This window comes from Mariniflexile sp. HMF6888, from assembly GCF_044335535.1.
Taxonomy (GTDB): Bacteria; Bacteroidota; Bacteroidia; order Flavobacteriales; family Flavobacteriaceae; genus Mariniflexile.
In genome coordinates this window covers 1090483-1108428 of the sequence record NZ_JBIQVZ010000001.1, presented here as the reverse complement: position 1 = coordinate 1108428, position 17946 = coordinate 1090483, and the positions used below count along the sequence as shown (strand labels likewise).

The following is a 17946-nucleotide window of genomic DNA, read 5'->3' as shown; positions in this document are numbered from 1 at the left end:
GTGTGTTAAGTTGATTACTGCTTACTGAATACTGCTTACTGAGTACTGAATACCGCGACTTAAAACTGCAAACTATGCTAAAGCATTCCTAATTCCAATTTAGCTTCTTCGCTCATTAAATCTTGTGTCCAGGGCGGATCGAAAGTAATTTCAACTTCAGCACTTTTTACTTCGTTTAATGATTTAATTTTTTCTTCAACCTCCAAAGGTAATGTTTCTGCTACGGGACAGTTGGGTGTTGTTAGTGTCATTAAGATTTTCACATCGTAATCTTCATTTACAAATACATCATAAATTAAACCTAATTCATAGATATCTACGGGGATTTCCGGATCGTAAATGGTTTTTAGCACATTTACTATTTTTTCGCCTAGTACAGTGGTATCAATTGCTTCGCTCATTTTTTATAAGTTTATGGGTTTATAAGTTTATAAGTTTATGGTTTAAACGTGATTTAGCTGAATAAACTCATAAACTTTAACCTCCTAACCCTATTTTAACTGTGTTTGGTATGCAATGGCATACATTTTTAATTGTTTTATCATGCTAACCAAACCATTGGCTCGGGTAGGTGATAAATGTTCTTTTAAACCAATTTTATCAATAAAATCAGTATCGGCATCAATAATATCTTTTGGGTGCTGATTTGAAAATACGCGTATTAAAATAGCAATAATACCTTTGGTGATAATGGCATCACTATCAGCAGTAAATTCTATTTTATCGTCTTTCATTTCGGCATGAACCCAAACCTTACTTTGGCAACCTTTAATAATGTTGCTGTCGGTTTTGTATTGGTCGTCAATTAAGGGTAAATCTTTCCCCAAATCAATCATATACTGGTAGCGTTCTTCCCAATCTTCAAACATTGAGAATTCGTCTATTATTTCTTTTTGTATGTCTTCAATAGTCACTTTTAACATTTTATAAGTACCCCTGTAGTCGAGAGGTCGTTTTTTGTATTCGTATAAGCATAATTAGGTCTCGACAACGTTCGACCTGACAGCAATTTATACCGCAAAAATACAATAACTAATATTGCTATTCAATGTTTTCTGAAATTGATAAGATTTCTTTAACAAGTTGTGCTATTTTTTTAGGAGGATTGCCATGATCGAAACTTTGGCTTTCATAGGTTTTACCATCATAAGTGATTTTTAAGCTGGCTATAGCGGCACCATCGAAGAAACGATTTTCTGAAGGCGCTTTCAGGTTTGGAATGTTTTCAATGTCAACATGCTTTAAGGTTTTTAAAATGGTTTCCCAATCAGTTTCCGTACATGATTTAACAATTGGAGTCCCACCTCTTTTGTTTACTGCTGAAATGCTTTTTTTGTTGATTGTAATATGTTTGAAAGTTCCTCTAGAATGTGCTGAATACTCCAAAGAAAGAGCATCTTGGTTAATCTTTTCTTGCGCACAACCATGTTCTATAAAAAGGAATGACATAAAAATTATTAAGAATTTCATCTGTTTATATTTATTGTTTCAATCAAAAAAGTCAGTATGCGTACTATGTTTAATATTACAAAAAAGACGCCAAACTTGGCGCCTTTTTCAATAATTTATTAATAAAGCTTTTAATTTCCAGCCATAGCAGCTCTTGAACCACCTGAAGTGAAAATAGCACGCATTCTGTTTCTTTGTCCGTCTGTAAACATGTACATGCAAGCATCATCCGTATAGTCCATATAGTTCATGGTCATGTCTGCTGAGCTACAGTTAATTGTTGGATAGGAAGGACAGCCATAATTTGCACCGTCTGAACTAGGAGTGTCTGTAACAAAATCATCTTGTCTACATCTTCCATCGCCCCAAATATGACGTAAATTTAAGTAATGACCAACCTCATGGGTTGCAGTTCTTCCTAAATTATAAGGTGCTGCAGAACCACCTGGTAAACTAGAGTATAGTAATACAACACCATCGGTATTTGAATTTCCTCCTGGAAATTGTGCATATCCTAAGATACCTCCACCAATATTACATACCCAAATATTTAAATGGGTTTCTGGAGTAATAGGCGGGTATGCCGATTTTATGGCGTTATTTGTCCCCCAAGATGCTGTATTGTTGTTATGTCTAAACGTACCAGCTAACGTAAAGTTAACATCGGTAGTTGTAGCATCATTCACAAAATTCGTAGCGCCTGAAGGTAGCAAGTTAGTATTAGGACTATTAAAATCACTATTTAAAACATTTATTTGTGATTGTACTTGTGAGTTTGTCACATCGTTAGCATTAGGTAATACAATGTGAATATACACAGGAATATTTATGGTGCCTAAACCGTCATCAATGGGTAGTACATCAATATCTGTGTCTCCGCTTCCACCACCTGGTTTTCCACTGTCACCTCCAGGTTTGCCTTTGGCAGTTAAGAATTGGCGTGTATGAAGCTCAATGTCATACATTTTCTTTTCTAAACCCGGATTTTCAATAAGTTGCTTGTTTAGAACATTCATGGTGTAACAAGTTTTAAGCGTTTTCTTTGAATCAACGGATTTAGAACTTAAATCTTCATTAACATCGGTGAAGACATAAAAGTCGCTCATGTCAATTTGTTGTTCCTGAACAACCTCATTTTTGTCATTGTCGCATGCTGTAAATAGTAGTGCTATAACAGCCATACTTAAAAAATTTTTTTTCATTTTTAATATAAATTTGAATTAGTCGGTGATGAAGATATACTATTTTTAGAAAATAGCGAATTTTTTTGCAAAAAATATGTTAATTATTCGACAAAAAGCATCTTTTTGTTAAATATACAACAATATAATATAAAAATTAATTCGGGAGATAGGGTTACGAAAGCATCATTTTTGCTTTTTTAACACCTGCAACCAAAGCATCAATTTCAGTTTTGGTATTGTAAAAAGTAAAAGAAGCACGAACGGTTCCTGGAATTTTAAAATAATCCATAATAGGTTGTGCGCAATGGTGACCTGTACGGACCGCAATGCCTAATTTATCTAAAATAGTACCAACATCATATGGATGGATACCTTCTAAGTTAAAAGAGATTACGGAGGTTTTATGTTTTGAAGTGCCGTATATTTTTAAACCTTCAATTTGCAACAATTGATTGGTGGCGTATTCTAAAAGCTCATGTTCATATTTTGCAATAACATCAAAGCCAATGGCATTCATATAATCGATAGCTGCTCCAAAAGCGATGCCACCACAAATATTTGGGGTTCCTGCTTCAAATTTATGAGGCAAATCGGCATAGGTGGTTTTCTCAAAGGTTACTTCGGCAATCATTTCGCCACCACCTTGGTAAGGAGGTAGTTTATTTAACCAAATTTCTTTGCCATACAACATGCCTTGTCCTGTTGGTCCGCACATTTTATGGGCCGATGCTACATAAAAATCGACATCCAACGCCTGAACGTCTGGTTTAATGTGTGGACAAGATTGTGCACCATCAATTAAAACAGCAGCATCAACTTGATGCGCTTTTTCAATAATATATTCAATAGGGTTGACGGTTCCTAAAGCATTTGAAATATGATTAACAAAAACAAGTTTGGTATTTTCTGTTAGTAGTTTATCAAATTCTGTCATCACCAATTCCCCTTCTTGGTTCATAGGGATAACTTTTAAAATAGCGCCAGTATGTTCGCAAAGCATTTGCCAAGGCACAATATTGCTATGGTGTTCTAAAGCTGAAACAATTATTTCGTCACCTTTCTTTAACAGAGATGAAAATCCATTGGCGACTAAATTAATGCCATGTGTTGTACCCGAGGTAAATATAATCTCGTGTGCAAATTTGGCATTGAAATGGGTTTGTATTTTTTTTCGAGCTTGTTCATATTTGTCGGTAGCTTCTTGACTCAAAGCATGTACACCTCTATGTATATTGGCATTATAGTTTGAATAATAGTCTACAATAACATCAATAACCTGTTGTGGAGTTTGTGATGTTGCAGCATTGTCAAAATACACTAAGGGTTTTCCATTTACCTTTCTGGAAAGTATTGGAAAATCTTTTCGTATGTTTTCTACGTTGAACATGATTGTATGTTTAGCCCCGATTGAGGCATTTGTTGGAGCTCCTCGCAGAGAGCGACTGCCGAAAGCGGGATTAGCTTCAAAAAAAATTAATAATTTTTATCATGAGATTTCCTCTTGCGAGGGAATTATAGGTCGAACCCAATTTTAACACCTAATTTGTTGGCGATAATTTTAGTAATGCGTTGTTTAATTTCTGGAATTTTAACCGAACTTAACACGTTATTACTAAAAGCATACATTAAAAGGGCTTTGGCTTCTTTTTCTGGAATACCGCGCGAACGCATATAAAACATGGCGCTTTCGTCTAACTGCCCAATGGTACAACCGTGGGAACACTTCACATCGTCAGCAAAAATCTCTAATTGCGGCTTGGTATTTATGGTTGCCTTATCGCTTATTAAAATGTTGTTGTTGGCTTGGAACGCATTGGTTTTTTGAGCTTCTTTATTAACGATAATTTTACCGTTAAATACCCCCGTTGAGTTTTCGCCAAAAATGCCTTTGTAATCTTGATGGCTTTCGCAATTTGGTTCTATATGGTGCACCAATGTGTTGTGGTCTACATGTTGTTTCTCTCCAATAATGGTGACACCTTTTAGTGTGGATTCAATGCGTTCGCCCGTTTGATAGAAATTCAAATTATTACGTACTAATTTACCGCCAAAGGCAAAAGTATGCACCGATGCAACACTTTCTTGCTTTTGTTTTATAAAGGTATTGTCTATAAGGCTGGCATTTAAGTTGTCGTTTTGAATTTTATAATAATCAACAATAGCGCGTTTGTTCGCAAAAATTTCGGTAACGCTATTGGTTAAAACAGGATTATCGGTTAAACTTTGGTGGCGTTCTATAATTTGTACATGCGAATTCTCGTCTACCACAACTAAATTACGTGGTTGCAACATGGTTGCGGATTCATTACCTGTTGAAAAATAAATAATTTGAATAGGCTTTTGAACCAATTTGTTTTTTGGTATATGGATGTAAGCACCTTCACTTGAAAATGCGGTATTTAATGAAGGTAAGCTATCTTTAGTAGCCGCTTTATTAAAATAGTTTTCAATGACTAAACGGTATTTCGGTTTTGAGAATGCGGCAGACATTAAGCAAACATCTAGTCCATCGTGTGTGGTTTGCGATAGGTGTGACGAATATCTTCCATCTATAAACACCACATTAAAGGTATCTATATCGTGAATAAAATATTTTTTTACGTCGTTGTATTCTATAGCATTTTCTTGTTTGGGGAATACACTATAATCTTCCTTTAAAATACTGTTTAAAGACGTGTATTTCCAAGCTTCTTCTTTTTTAGAAGGAAAGCCTTTTTCTTCAAATATTTTGATAGCATCGTTTCTAACATCGTGAACATAGGTATCTGTATCTACTTGGTTTTCGAATGCTAAAAAGGATGATATTAATTTTTCTTTTAAATCCATTTTGTTCAGTTTTCAGTTTTCAGTCCCAGTTTTCAGTCCTTCTGATTACTGCGACTGTGACTGTTTACTTTGTTTTATGCGTTCACTTCTTCTTTTATCCAGTCGTAGCCTTTTTCTTCAAGTTCATGTGCCAATTCCTTACCACCAGACTTTACAATACGGCCATCGTACAAAACATGGACAAAATCTGGAACGATGTAATCTAACAACCGTTGGTAATGTGTAATTACAATAACAGCGTTGTCCTTACTTTTAAGTTTGTTAACGCCGTTCGCTACAATACGAAGTGCATCAATATCCAAACCAGAATCTGTTTCGTCAAGAATGGCTAATTTAGGTTCAAGCATGGCCATTTGAAAGATCTCGTTACGTTTCTTTTCACCACCAGAAAATCCTTCGTTTAAAGAACGTGATAAAAATTTCCTATCAATTTCCAATAACTCCGATTTTTCACGAATTAACTTCAACATATCTTTAGCGGGCATTTCTTCCAGACCTTGCGCCTTACGGGTTTCATTAATGGCCGTTTTCATGAAGTTGGTAACTGATACTCCTGGTATTTCAACAGGGTATTGGAATGATAAAAATACGCCTTTGTGCGCACGCTCTTCTGCTGCTAATTCGTCGATGTCTTCACCGTTAAAAAAGATATTTCCTTCAGTTACTTCGTATTCTTCTTTTCCAGCAACTACTGAAGCCAACGTACTTTTTCCAGAACCGTTTGGGCCCATAATTGCATGTACTTCTCCTGCTTTAACTTCTAAATTTATGCCTCTTAAAATGGCTTTATCCTCAACACTTGCGTGTAAATTTTCAATTTTTAACATACTTTTTATTCAAAGTTTAAAATTCAAGATTCAATCTTATGAATCTATCTTTGCTTTTCTATTTTTATTTTATCCTACTGAGCCTTCTAAACTTATTTCTAATAGTTTTTGAGCTTCCACAGCAAACTCCATAGGAAGTTTATTCAATACTTCTTTACTAAACCCATTTACAATAAGAGCGATGGCTTTTTCGGTATCAATACCACGTTGGTTGCAATAGAAAATCTGGTCTTCACCTATTTTACTGGTCGTCGCTTCATGTTCTATTTTTGCTGTTTTATTTTTTGCTTCTATATAAGGGAAGGTATGTGCACCACACTCGTTGCCCATTAGCAAACTGTCACATTGCGAAAAATTACGGGCGTTATCTGCGTTCGGACTTATTTTAACCAATCCGCGGTAACTGTTTTGTGATTTTCCTGCTGAAATACCTTTTGAAATGATGGTCGATTTGGTGTTTTTTCCTAAATGAATCATTTTCGTTCCGGTATCCGCTTGCTGGTGGTTGTTCGTTACAGCAATAGAGTAAAACTCACCAACCGAATTGTCACCTTTTAAAACGCATGAAGGATATTTCCAAGTAATGGCACTACCAGTTTCTACTTGGGTCCATGAGATTTTGGCGTTTTTTTCACATAAACCACGTTTGGTCACAAAATTGAAAACACCGCCTTTGCCTTCTGCATTTCCTGGATACCAGTTTTGTACTGTTGAATATTTTATTTCTGCATCGTCTAAAGCAATTAACTCTACTACGGCTGCATGTAATTGATTTTCGTCACGACTTGGCGCTGTACAACCTTCAAGGTAACTAACATAGCTACCTGCATCGGCAACCACTAAAGTTCTTTCAAACTGCCCAGTTCCTGCTTGATTGATTCTAAAATAGGTTGAAAGTTCCATAGGGCAACGAACCCCTTTTGGAATATAACAGAAACTTCCATCACTAAAAACGGCAGAGTTTAAAGCGGCATAGAAATTGTCTTTTTGGGGCACAACGGTACCAATGTATTTTTTAACTAAATCTGGATGCTCACGCAATGCTTCAGAAATAGAACAAAATATAATGCCTTTTTCACCTAACGTTTTCTTAAATGTGGTCGCCACCGAAACGGAATCAACTACCACATCCATGGCGACACCTGATAGTTTTTTTTGTTCATCTAAGGATATGCCAAGTTTTGCAAATGTTGCCAATAACTCGGGGTCAACTTCATCTAAACTATCATATTTTGGTTTGCTACTTGGGGCAGAATAATAGGAGATGGCTTGAAAGTCGGGTTTTGTGTAACGTACGTTTGCCCATTCTGGCTCTATCATCTTTTCCCAAGCACGAAAGGCTTCCAAGCGCCATTCGGTCATCCATTCTGGTTCTTCTTTTTTAAGTGAAATAGCACGAACAATATCTTCATTTAAACCAATAGGAAATGTGTCGGAGGCAATATCGGTATAAAATCCGTATTCATATTCTTTGGTTTTTAGCTCTTCTCTTAAATCGTCTTCTGTATATTTATTCATAATTAGTATTAATGTTGTAAAGTAAAAAGTTATAAAGTTGAGCTTAAGTACTTTATTAAACCACTAATTAACTTTGAAACTTCGTTTACTTTTAACTTTAATTTTTCAAATTCTTCTGAACTTAAATAATTTATATCATACACTAAATATAGTTGCCAGCGAAACTCTCCTGGGTAGTTTTAGCAATATATAAAAAGCGAATGAACTCTTTAGTGGTCTCCCTTTCAAAACCTTCAGCTATGTTTGAAGATATTGAAATGCTTGACCTTCTTATTTGGTCTCTTAAACCAAAATCGTTGTTAAAATATTTATTCTCTTTAATTAAATTGTAAATGTCTTTGTTTAATTCTCTTGCCTTTTGCCATGATATTATTTCTTCAAAAGAATTAAATTTCGCTATTTACTTTAAAACTTATTAACTTTCAACTTTAGAACTTAAAGAGAGAACGATTCGCCACATCCACAAGTGCGATTTGCATTTGGGTTGTTAAACACGAATCCGGTGCCGTTTAATCCTCCAGAATATTCTAAGGTAGTCCCTATCAAGTAAAGGAAACTCTTTTTGTCAACAATAATTTTAACGTCATTATCTACAAATACTTTATCGTCTTCTTGATTTTCTTTATCAAACTTTAAATCGTAAGATAGCCCAGAACAACCACCGCTCTTAACACCCACACGCACGTAGTCGGTTGCAGGGTTATAGCCATCTTCTTGCATAAGTTCGATAACTTTTTTCTTAGCTGTTTCAGAAACTTTTATCATATTTTTTTAATTAGATTTAGATTCATCTTATATAAATGGTTTATTAAGACAATTTCTAAATAGTGTACAAATATACAATATAAGTCACGTATTACCATATAACCTAACATTATATTAGCATATAGTTTTATAGGTTTTTCTTATTGATTAAAAAAAGACGCCTTTGTTATAGATTTTTGATTTTAAGTTAACAAAATTGAATTTTTATTATATGAAGCGTATTCATTTATAAAAATAAGCTTCTTATTTTTGCAGTATGATAGAAGATAAAAATCAACAACGTACACCGTTAAGTGAATTAGGTGAATTTGGACTGATAGACCATTTAACAAAAAACTTTGAAATAAATCATAGTTCTACCATAAAGGGGATAGGTGATGATGCAGCCGTATTAAATTTTGAAAACAAAAAAATTGTAGTTACTACAGACCTTTTGGTTGAAGGTGTGCATTTCGATTTAAGTTACATGCCACTAAAACATTTAGGTTATAAAGCGGTTGTTGTAAACCTATCTGATGTGTATGCTATGAATGCAAAAGCAACACAGATTACAGTATCTATTGCGGTGTCTAATAGATTTCCTCTGGAAGCACTTGAAGATATTTATGCAGGTATAGAAACAGCAGCCAAAATTTATGATATAGATGTGGTAGGTGGTGATACAACATCATCTAACACGGGGCTTTTGATTTCCATTACAGCTATTGGCGTAGTGGAGAATGAAGTTTATAGAAGTGGTGCTAAACCTAATGATTTATTGGTTGTAACTGGTGATTTGGGCGGTGCTTTTATGGGTTTGCAAGTGCTTGAACGTGAGAAAGAAGTATATAAAGTAAACCCAAATAACCAACCCGATTTAGAACCTTATACCTATATTATAGAACGCCAATTAAAACCAGAAGCACGTAAGGACATTATTAAGTTGTTGAAAGATTTGGATGTAAAACCAACAGCTATGATTGATATTAGTGATGGTTTGTCGTCTGAAATTATTCATTTATGCAAGCAGAGTAATGTGGGATGTGATTTATATGAAGAAAAAATTCCATTAGACCCTCAAGTTATTTCAACTTGTGAAGAATTTAATGTTGATAGTACAACCGTTGCTTTAAATGGCGGGGAAGATTATGAATTGTTGTTTACGGTATCTCAAGCCGATTTTCCTAAAATACAAGCAAATCCTAATTTTAGTGTTATTGGATATATGAAAGAAGCAAATGAAGGGATGCATTTGGTAACTAGGGGGGAATCAAAAATACCAATTAAGGCACAAGGGTGGAAAAACTTTAATGACTAAACACTAGTAGTTTGCTATCAATTTTTTGGCGATTGGTTTTAGAAATACGTTTATGATGGATGTGTTCCAACACATCGTTAATTTCTTTAAACTTAGGTGTCAATTCAATTAAACTTCCGTTGCTGTTTGTTGTTAGTTGTTTTTTACAGGTTTTGCATGCATATTCTTTGACATGATAAGTAACATTTCTGGTTACTTTAAAATCATGCCCGAATACCAGACAATGAATATTTTTCATTTAAATATTTTAATTAGTTACGTTAGAGCCTATTAAACTATAAAAAATGAATCAAAAAATATTGACAACGTATTAATAAATCGACGAAACGAGTCTTTTTTCCCTTGAACGTTCCATTCTTGTGTTATGGATGCGTTCTAAAATATCATTAATTTCTTTAAATTTTGGAGTCAATTCAATTAAACTTCCGTTGCTGTTTGTTGTTAATTGCCTTTTGCAATGCGAGCAAGTGTACTCTTTTACGTGGTAAGTTACTTTTTTAGTTACTTGATAATCATGCCCAAATAAATTGCAGTACATTTTTGGTATGAGTGCTGGTTTGGTGGTAGACTTTTTCATATTCTTGGTTGTTTGGTCGTTAAACATAAATAAAAAAATCAAATAAACCGCTAAAACGCTAAATATTTTCGATGAAATGCATTATTTGTATTAAGAATTCACTTTCATTTTCAATATGACTCATGTGTCCATCTGGAAATTCAACCACGTGAACGTTATTGTTTTTAGTTTGATTAATGAGTGTGTTGTAATCTAAAGCAGGATCTTTTTTACTAATAATCATCATTTTTTTGAAATGGGATAATTGAAGAATGTGCTCTCTATTTTTTCTGGTTTTCATGCCTTCCAATGCTGCAACAATGCCTTGTAAAGGCGTTTGTAAAGCTTCATTAACAACATCCTTTATTTTATCTGAAAAAATAATTCTGTTTTTTGGCCTGAATAAATTGTTGACAGCAATTCTAATAAAGGTTTTGTGGTTCTGTTTTACGGCAACAATAGCCCGATCCCTGTTTTGTTTTTTTTCCTCGGTATCGGGTAATGCTGTAGAGTTCATTAAGCATAATCCTTTTAAGGCATTTGGTTTTTTTTCCGCGAAAGCGAGTGCTACATAACCACCCATGGAATGTCCGATAATAGTTGAACATGTTATGTTTAAATGGTTAAGTATCGCTTCAACAGTTTCTGCCATAAGTTCCATAGAATGTATGTACCCTAAACACGCTGTTTTGCCATGACCTAGCAAATCAATACAAATAACCCTGTTTTTTTTTGTTAGTTCCGGGATGAAGGCATCCCACATAGAAGTATTTTCTAAAAAACCATGGAGTAAAACTACGGGGTTTCCTTCGCCTTCATCTGTGTAAAAAATGTTGATACCTTTGTATGTTAGTGTCATATTCAATAATATTTAGAACATTACATATATCAACTAAGCTTTTACCTTTTTTATTGCGGTAAAGGCTTTATCAACAAACTCATCTTCAACTAAAATGGTAAATTCGTTGGTAGTCGAAATGACTTCGTAAAGTACAATGCCTTCCCAAGCTAAACGTTTGAAAAATTGATAATATAAACCCGCAATTTTTGAGTTGTCTTGAGGAAGGTTGACACTAATAGCCGATAGGCCATCTTGTTTTGCAATGAAAGTTTCGGTTTTTAGATTGTCTTCAATATATTCTTTTAAACTACTTGATATAATGATGTTGCTTTCGTGAATACCACGTGTGAATGTATAGAAAAGTTTAGATTCTTGATTGATACGGTCTAAAATTTTGGCGTGATTATCAATAATGGTTTCAGAATTTTTAATTGTGAAATCGGTGAGGTTTGAGCGTACGGTAATATCCCCTAAATTCTGCATCATTTTTTTCATTTTAACAGAATTGGATAATGCAGGTGGCGGATTGTAACGTCTTAAAGCCATCATAATGGCCCCAGGTTTTACATCTTTTTTTAGCATTTTACTTATAGGTTCGGTAAGCTCTATGGCTAAAGCACTAAAATTTATAATGTTTCTAGAAAGAGCTTCTTCTAGATAGGGTTGTGTAATTAGAATGTCTTCTACGCAATTTGATACAGTTTTCATCTGTTTATATTTTTTGTTTTATTTGGTCAGATGGAACACCCTGAATAATCATCCTCGTGTGTGTGCCATTCTCATGAGTGTTTCATGTGCTGTATTTATTGTTTTTTTAAGATCATATTTCGATGAGGCTCAGTATAAGCATGTAACATTCGGTACCTTTTTCTTAAAAACAAAGTTTAGAAACCAATGTTCAATGTTAACTATTTAACAATATGTGCAAAAATAAACATATTTTTTAATAAATATCTTTTTTAAGCCAAGGAGTTATAGTTTAGCGTCCTGAATTGATGTAAATGAATCAATTAGATAAAGGTATAAGCTTATAAAAAGTATGAAAGTATTAAAATTCGGTGGCACTTCGGTAGGATCGGTTGAAAATATATATAACGTTAAAAGTATAATTAGCGATGGCGAAAAAAAGGTTGTTGTTTTATCAGCTATGTCTGGTACAACCAATCAGTTAGTTGCTATATCGAAACATATTGCCGATAATGAGGCTAATGAAGCTATTGATAAAATCAATGAACTTCATGACACTTATTTTAAAGTAATAGACAACCTACTAGCGAATGCTTTTTTAAATAAAGATGTTAAAACATACGTTTCCAGTATTTTTAATTTATTGGTAGAATGTACTGCAAAGCCTTATTCTATGGAGTTGGAAAACCAAATAGTGGCGCAAGGCGAATTACTTTCGACGTATATGGTGAATAGTTATTTAAATCAAGAAGGTGTAAGTTCAGCATTGTTGCCTGCATTAAGTTTTATGCGTATTGATGCGGCTAAAGATCCTGATTTGAATTATATAAAAGAACATTTTAAAAGCACTTATAATAAAGCTGAAGACGCTCAAATATATATCACCCAAGGGTTTATCTGTTTGGATGATAAAGGGGCGATTTCAAACCTTCAACGTGGTGGAAGTGATTATACAGCAACTATTATTGGTGCTGCGATTAACGCTGAAGAAGTGCAAATTTGGACAGATATTGATGGGATGCATAACAACGACCCAAGATATGTTGAAAATACGAGACCCATTTCAAATTTGTCTTTTGATGAAGCGGCAGAATTAGCATATTTCGGAGCAAAAATATTACACCCTCAAACCGTAACACCTGTTAGATCGCTTAATATTCCAGTGCGATTAAAAAACACGATGAACCCTGAGGCTTATGGTACCTTAATAAACAACGACCATTCTGAATGTGGAGTGAAAGCCATGGCTGCTAAAGATGGTATTACCGCTATTAAGATAAAATCTGGTAGAATGCTACAAGCACACGGGTTTTTAAGAAAAGTATTTGAAATTTTTGAAACATACGAAACGTCTATAGACATGATTACCACATCGGAAGTTGCGGTGTCTTTAACTATTGATGACGATAAAAACTTAAATAAAATTTTAGCTGAATTGGAAAAATTCGCAACCATTGAAGTAGATAAAAACCAAAGTATTATTTGTTTGGTTGGCCATTCGGTTGTAAACCATCAAGAAACTTATAAGCTGTTTCAAATACTGCAAGATGTAAAAATTAGAATGATTTCCTATGGAGGAAGCAACAATAATATTTCACTTTTGGTAGATACCAAAAACAAAATCAATACGCTGCAAAAACTAAACGATTATTTATTTGAATTAGTCACTCTGTAAATTGCAAAACTTTAGTGTTGTAGGCAGCAAAAGGGTCGTTGAAAAACGACCCTTTTATTTTTTATGAATTCATAATATCTTCAATTTCCTCAATTTCAATAGGAATGTTTCGCATTAAGTTAAATGGTTCTCCGGACTTTTGAATAACCACATCATCTTCTAGTCTAATACCGAAACCTTCTTCTGGAATATAAATCCCAGGCTCTACGGTAAACACCATGTTGGCTTGCATAGGTTCGGTTAAAATCCCATAATCGTGCGTGTCTAAACCCATGTGGTGACTGGTGCCATGCATAAAATATTTCTTGTAAGCAGGCCAATCGGGGTTTTCGTTTTGTATATCGGCTTTGTCTAACAAGCCTAAACCTAGCAATTCCGAAGTCATTATTTTCCCAACTTCCACATGGTAATCTGCCCAAATGGTTCCGGGTGTTAATAACTTTGTGGCTTCATTTTTCACTCTTAATACGGCATTATAAACCGCTTTTTGTCTATCTGAATATTTCCCGGAAACAGGAATGGTTCTACTTAAATCGCTAGCATAATTGGCATATTCAGCAGCAGTGTCAAATAAAATTAAATCGCCTGATTTACATTGTTTGTTGTTTTCAATATAATGCAAAACGTTGGCGTTGTTCCCAGAAGCAATAATGGGTGTATAAGCAAAGCCTTTAGAACGGTTACGCAAAAACTCGTGCATTAATTCAGCTTCAATTTCATATTCCCAAACATCAGGTTTTACAAAGTTTAAAATTCTACGGAATCCTTTTTCGGTAATATTACAAGCTTGTTGGATAAGATCAATTTCAATTTGATTTTTAACCGAACGAAGGCGTTGTAAAATGGGGGCGCTTTTAGCAACACTGTGTGCTGGGTATTTTTCTTTTAACCATTTGGTATAACGGTCTTCACGGGTTTCGGTTTCAACATTGGCTCTGTAATGTTCGTTGGTGTTAATATAGACCGTGTCGCATTGTGTCATTAACTCAAACATGATTTTTTCCATGTCTTGAAGCCAATACACCGTTTTAATACCACTGGTTTCAAAAGCTTTTTCTTTGGTTAGTTTCTCACCTTCCCAAATAGCAATATGAGCATTGGTTTCTTTTAAAAATAAAATTTCTCGATGTTTTTCCTTTGGACAATCGGGAAACAACACCAAAATGCTTTCTTCCTGGTCTACACCACTTAAATAAAAAATATCACGATGTTGTTGAAAAGGTATAGTACTATCGGCACTTATGGGGTAGATGTCATTTGAGTTAAAAACAGCCAAACTATTAGGTTTCATCTTAGCTGTGAAGTTTTTTCTGTTATTAATAAAAAGTGAAGAATCTATTGGTAAATATTTCATGTGTTTGTTTTTATATGATTACTGAATATTTAGCGCAAAAAAGTAGTGGTATGCAACCTTTAAACTTCTTGTTTTGCATTATGTAATGCATTAAGAATGATAAAAGTAATAAAACTAAATAAAATTTATATTTAATAATTCGTTATATTTGATACTGCTCCATTTCGAAATTACTAAAGTAGTTAGCATAATGAAAAAAAATATAATGCATATTAAAGTGATTTTGTTATTGATGATATTAGTTTCATGTAACATAAATGCACAAATTCTACTTAAAGAGGCTTCGTTAAAAAAGCAAATTGAAAACTCAAGCTTAGTTGTTGAAGGGCAAGTTATTTCAAAAAAATCGTTTTGGGATGCTGAAAAAAAGAATATTTATACAGCAAATACAGTACGAATATATAAAGTTTTTAAAGGAGGCGTATATGAGACCATAGAGGTTATAACCAAAGGAGGAACCGTTGGTTTATCTGCTGAAATTGTTACCCCAAGTTTAAAACTGCATGCTAATGATATTGGAATATTTATGCTATATGACAATAATGTTAAGTCAAGTGTTTCTAACAAATCTTCTCTAAAGCAATTTAAACCTTATGGCTCGTTACAGGGGTTTTATAAATATAACTTATATAGTGACGAAGCTATTAATCCTTTCAATAAAAAGAAAGGAATTGCAACTTCTTTCTATGATGAAATTATGAGTCATACCAACACATCTTATATTGAAGTTACTAATTTTGACAGCTCTAAAAAACAAACGAACTTAAATAAAAGCGCATTGGCAGCTCCAGGCTCCATAACTTTTACTCCAACGACAGCTACTGCAGGAACCAAAACGGTACTTACCATTAACGGAACTGGTTTTGGTACAACCAAAGGCAAAGTGTTATTTAGTAATGCCGATGATGGAGGTGCTACTTTTATTGAAGCTTTAAATACACAAGTGCTCACTTGGTCTGACACGCAAATTACAGTTGAAATTCCTTCTGAAGCAGGAACAGGACAAATTAGAGTAACCGATAATGGGGCTGCTTCGGCAACTTCAACGAATAGTTTAACAATTACTTATTCAGAAATAAATGCATATTATGATGCTGATGATATGACTAGTACGGGCGGTAGCAATGGACCTCTTCCAGTTTATGCTTATAGAGTTCAGCACTTTAATAATAATACTGCTGGTGGTTACACTTGGCAAATGTTTACGGACTTTAATAATAATGCAAATGCAAAAGCAGCATTTTTAAGGGCATTTGACACATGGCGTTGTGAAACAGGTATTAATTGGATTATTGGAGATACCACTATAAAAGACGTTTCTTCTCAAGATGAAACCAACGTAATTAGATTTGATAACGGCGATGAATTAGAACCAACCGAAATAGGTAGAGCCCACACGTGGGTTAGTGGTTGTGCTACTAATGGAACAGGTAGTTGGATTGTTACGGAAATTGATTTGATGTTTGACGATGCTACTAATTGGAATTATAGTTCAGCTACCAACTCAACAGGGATTTCTCAATATGATTTTGAAAGTACGGCACTTCACGAGTTGGGACATGGGCATCTTTTAGCTCATGTTAACGATACAAATGATGTTATGAACTATGCTGTTTCAAACGCTGAAGAACAAAGAGTATTGGGAACCAGTAATATCACTGCTGCAAATACTATCCAAACAAGAAGTACGGGTTCCATGGTATGTGGGCAACCTTTAATGACAAACCATCCCTGTTCTTTGGGTATTGAAGAAGAAGAGTTAAATGCCGCGATTAATATATATCCCAATCCAACAAGTGGTCAGTTTTACATAAAAAACACGTCACTTATTAATTTAGATAAGATAGTTGTGTACGATGTTAGAGGTAGGTTAATATCTCAGCACGATATGACTAATGCATCAAAAACACAAACCATTAACTTACTTGGTGTGTCAAAAGGCTTGTATTTTGTTAAGATTCTTTCCGAAAGCGCAGAAATTACTAAAAAAATACTTATAGAGTAGGTTTGTTTTTCTTAGAAAACAGTTTTAAATGACACTTAAAGTATAGTTTTTGACTTTTGAAGTATTTATTTTGTTGTGATATTTTTAAAAGACAATAAAATATTTTTGTTTTATTGTCTTTTTTTGTGTTTAAAAATAGCAATTCTAAAAACGTTTTTAAAAACTAAGTATTATTACTTATAATTGTTCTAAATTAGAATTTTACAGCTCAACTTTTTGCCTATGAATTTATTGTAAATTACATTTGTAAACTATACTTAATAAATTAAATAATGAGCGGATTTTTTAAATCTTCAATCGGAAGAAAAGTAGCCATGGCGCTTTCAGCTTTTTTCCTCATGTTTTTCTTACTTCAACATTTTACAATTAACCTTTTATCAGTTTTTAGTGCCGACCTTTTTAACGAGGTCTCTCACTTTATGGGGACTAATTGGTTAGTTCAATTTGCACTACAGCCTGTGTTGATTTTTGGAGTGGTTTTTCACTTTGTTATGGGCTTTATTTTAGAAATAAAGAACAAAAAAGCAAGAAATATTGCTTATGTAAAAAACAACGGTGCTGCAAATTCTACCTGGATGAGCAGAAACATGATTTATAGTGGTGTTGCTATTTTAGCATTTATCATTTTACATTTTATCGATTTTTGGTTTCCAGAAATTAACACAAAATTCATACAAGGCGATTGGTCTGGAATGCATGAAGGTGTTGAAGGTTACCGTTATTATGAAGAACTTACACATAAGTTTGTAAGCCCAATTAGAGTAGGCGCTTATGTAATAGCGTTTGTGTTTTTAGCATTGCACTTGTTGCATGGTTTTACATCGGCTTTTCAATCTATGGGGGCAACTGCTGGAAGAAAGAAAACATTACAAAACATAGGAAAGGCATATTCAATTATAATTCCTTTAGGATTTATAGTTATTGCGCTATTTCATCATTTAAATCACCATTAATCTCAGATA

General features: G+C 34.0%; 20 protein-coding genes. 4 read left to right on the top strand and 16 right to left on the bottom strand.

Features of this window, described 5'->3' with window-relative positions; genetic code table 11:
• Positions 1–77: 77 nt before the first annotated feature.
• The 11 genes from ACGLWY_RS05045 to ACGLWY_RS04995 all read right to left on the bottom strand — a co-directional run bounded on the left by ACGLWY_RS05045 (position 78) and on the right by ACGLWY_RS04995 (position 8569).
• On the bottom strand, positions 78–401 hold the full coding sequence (locus tag ACGLWY_RS05045) for a DUF59 domain-containing protein (RefSeq protein WP_396618561.1): 324 nt from the start codon (positions 399–401) through the stop codon (positions 78–80).
• A 90-nt stretch (positions 402–491) separates the two neighbouring features.
• Positions 492–914 carry a SufE family protein gene (locus ACGLWY_RS05040; protein ID WP_396618634.1) on the bottom strand — a complete coding sequence of 141 codons (423 nt, stop codon included), beginning with the start codon at positions 912–914 and terminating at the stop codon, positions 492–494.
• 127 nt (positions 915–1041) lie between these two features.
• Positions 1042–1470, bottom strand: coding sequence for a hypothetical protein (locus ACGLWY_RS05035; RefSeq protein ID WP_396618560.1), 429 nt, complete (start codon positions 1468–1470; stop codon positions 1042–1044).
• 110 nt (positions 1471–1580) lie between these two features.
• Entirely contained in the window at positions 1581–2651 is a 1071-nt protein-coding gene (locus ACGLWY_RS05030; protein ID WP_396618559.1) for a zinc metalloprotease, read from the bottom strand.
• A gap of 154 nt (positions 2652–2805) precedes the next feature.
• The gene (locus tag ACGLWY_RS05025) at positions 2806–4020 is read right to left on the bottom strand and encodes an aminotransferase class V-fold PLP-dependent enzyme (RefSeq protein WP_396618558.1); all 1215 of its coding nucleotides are present in this window, start codon (positions 4018–4020) and stop codon (positions 2806–2808) included.
• A 125-nt stretch (positions 4021–4145) separates the two neighbouring features.
• Positions 4146–5459, bottom strand: coding sequence for a Fe-S cluster assembly protein SufD (gene sufD / locus ACGLWY_RS05020; RefSeq protein ID WP_396618557.1), 1314 nt, complete (start codon positions 5457–5459; stop codon positions 4146–4148).
• Positions 5460–5533: 74 nt separating this feature from the next.
• Positions 5534–6286, bottom strand: coding sequence for a Fe-S cluster assembly ATPase SufC (gene sufC / locus ACGLWY_RS05015; protein WP_396618556.1), 753 nt, complete (start codon positions 6284–6286; stop codon positions 5534–5536).
• A gap of 69 nt (positions 6287–6355) precedes the next feature.
• Complete coding sequence (gene sufB, locus ACGLWY_RS05010; protein ID WP_396618555.1) at positions 6356–7804, bottom strand: Fe-S cluster assembly protein SufB; 1449 nt, start codon at positions 7802–7804, stop codon at positions 6356–6358.
• Positions 7805–7833: 29 nt separating this feature from the next.
• Positions 7834–7947: a hypothetical protein gene (locus ACGLWY_RS05005; RefSeq protein WP_396618554.1), complete on the bottom strand. Its 114-nt coding sequence runs from the start codon at positions 7945–7947 to the stop codon at positions 7834–7836.
• Positions 7947–8126, bottom strand: a complete 180-nt coding sequence (locus ACGLWY_RS05000) for a four helix bundle protein (RefSeq protein WP_396618633.1) — start codon at positions 8124–8126, stop codon at positions 7947–7949. Before ACGLWY_RS05000 ends, ACGLWY_RS05005 begins: the two co-directional genes overlap by 1 nt.
• Before the next feature lie 113 nt (positions 8127–8239).
• Positions 8240–8569 carry an iron-sulfur cluster assembly accessory protein gene (locus ACGLWY_RS04995; RefSeq protein ID WP_117173402.1) on the bottom strand — a complete coding sequence of 110 codons (330 nt, stop codon included), beginning with the start codon at positions 8567–8569 and terminating at the stop codon, positions 8240–8242.
• 256 nt (positions 8570–8825) lie between these two features.
• Between ACGLWY_RS04995 and thiL the strand changes: the two genes are divergently transcribed.
• Positions 8826–9866: a thiamine-phosphate kinase gene (gene thiL / locus ACGLWY_RS04990; RefSeq protein ID WP_396618553.1), complete on the top strand. Its 1041-nt coding sequence runs from the start codon at positions 8826–8828 to the stop codon at positions 9864–9866.
• On the opposite strand, the gene ACGLWY_RS04985 is transcribed toward thiL, so the two are convergent.
• From ACGLWY_RS04985 to ACGLWY_RS04970, 4 genes are all read right to left on the bottom strand, one after another.
• Positions 9856–10104, bottom strand: a complete 249-nt coding sequence (locus ACGLWY_RS04985; RefSeq protein ID WP_396618552.1) for a hypothetical protein — start codon at positions 10102–10104, stop codon at positions 9856–9858. The two genes, thiL and ACGLWY_RS04985, sit on opposite strands and share 11 nt — an antisense overlap.
• A gap of 72 nt (positions 10105–10176) precedes the next feature.
• On the bottom strand, positions 10177–10443 hold the full coding sequence (locus ACGLWY_RS04980) for a hypothetical protein (RefSeq protein ID WP_396618551.1): 267 nt from the start codon (positions 10441–10443) through the stop codon (positions 10177–10179).
• A gap of 58 nt (positions 10444–10501) precedes the next feature.
• Positions 10502–11281: an alpha/beta fold hydrolase gene (locus ACGLWY_RS04975; RefSeq protein WP_396618550.1), complete on the bottom strand. Its 780-nt coding sequence runs from the start codon at positions 11279–11281 to the stop codon at positions 10502–10504.
• 33 nt (positions 11282–11314) lie between these two features.
• Positions 11315–11971: a hypothetical protein gene (locus ACGLWY_RS04970; protein ID WP_396618549.1), complete on the bottom strand. Its 657-nt coding sequence runs from the start codon at positions 11969–11971 to the stop codon at positions 11315–11317.
• Between the two features lie 331 nt (positions 11972–12302).
• Between ACGLWY_RS04970 and ACGLWY_RS04965 the strand changes: the two genes are divergently transcribed.
• Entirely contained in the window at positions 12303–13625 is a 1323-nt protein-coding gene (locus tag ACGLWY_RS04965) for an aspartate kinase (protein ID WP_396618548.1), read from the top strand.
• A 61-nt stretch (positions 13626–13686) separates the two neighbouring features.
• Here the strand turns inward: ACGLWY_RS04965 and ACGLWY_RS04960 are convergent, their stop codons facing one another.
• Positions 13687–14979 (bottom strand): aminopeptidase P N-terminal domain-containing protein, encoded by a 1293-nt coding sequence (locus tag ACGLWY_RS04960; protein ID WP_396618547.1) that lies wholly within the window; start codon positions 14977–14979, stop codon positions 13687–13689.
• 190 nt (positions 14980–15169) lie between these two features.
• On the opposite strand from ACGLWY_RS04960, the gene ACGLWY_RS04955 reads away from it, so the two are divergent.
• Positions 15170–16984, top strand: a complete 1815-nt coding sequence (locus ACGLWY_RS04955; protein ID WP_396618546.1) for a T9SS type A sorting domain-containing protein — start codon at positions 15170–15172, stop codon at positions 16982–16984.
• Positions 16985–17256: 272 nt separating this feature from the next.
• Positions 17257–17937: a succinate dehydrogenase cytochrome b subunit gene (locus tag ACGLWY_RS04950; RefSeq protein ID WP_396618545.1), complete on the top strand. Its 681-nt coding sequence runs from the start codon at positions 17257–17259 to the stop codon at positions 17935–17937.
• Positions 17938–17946: the final 9 nt, after the last annotated feature.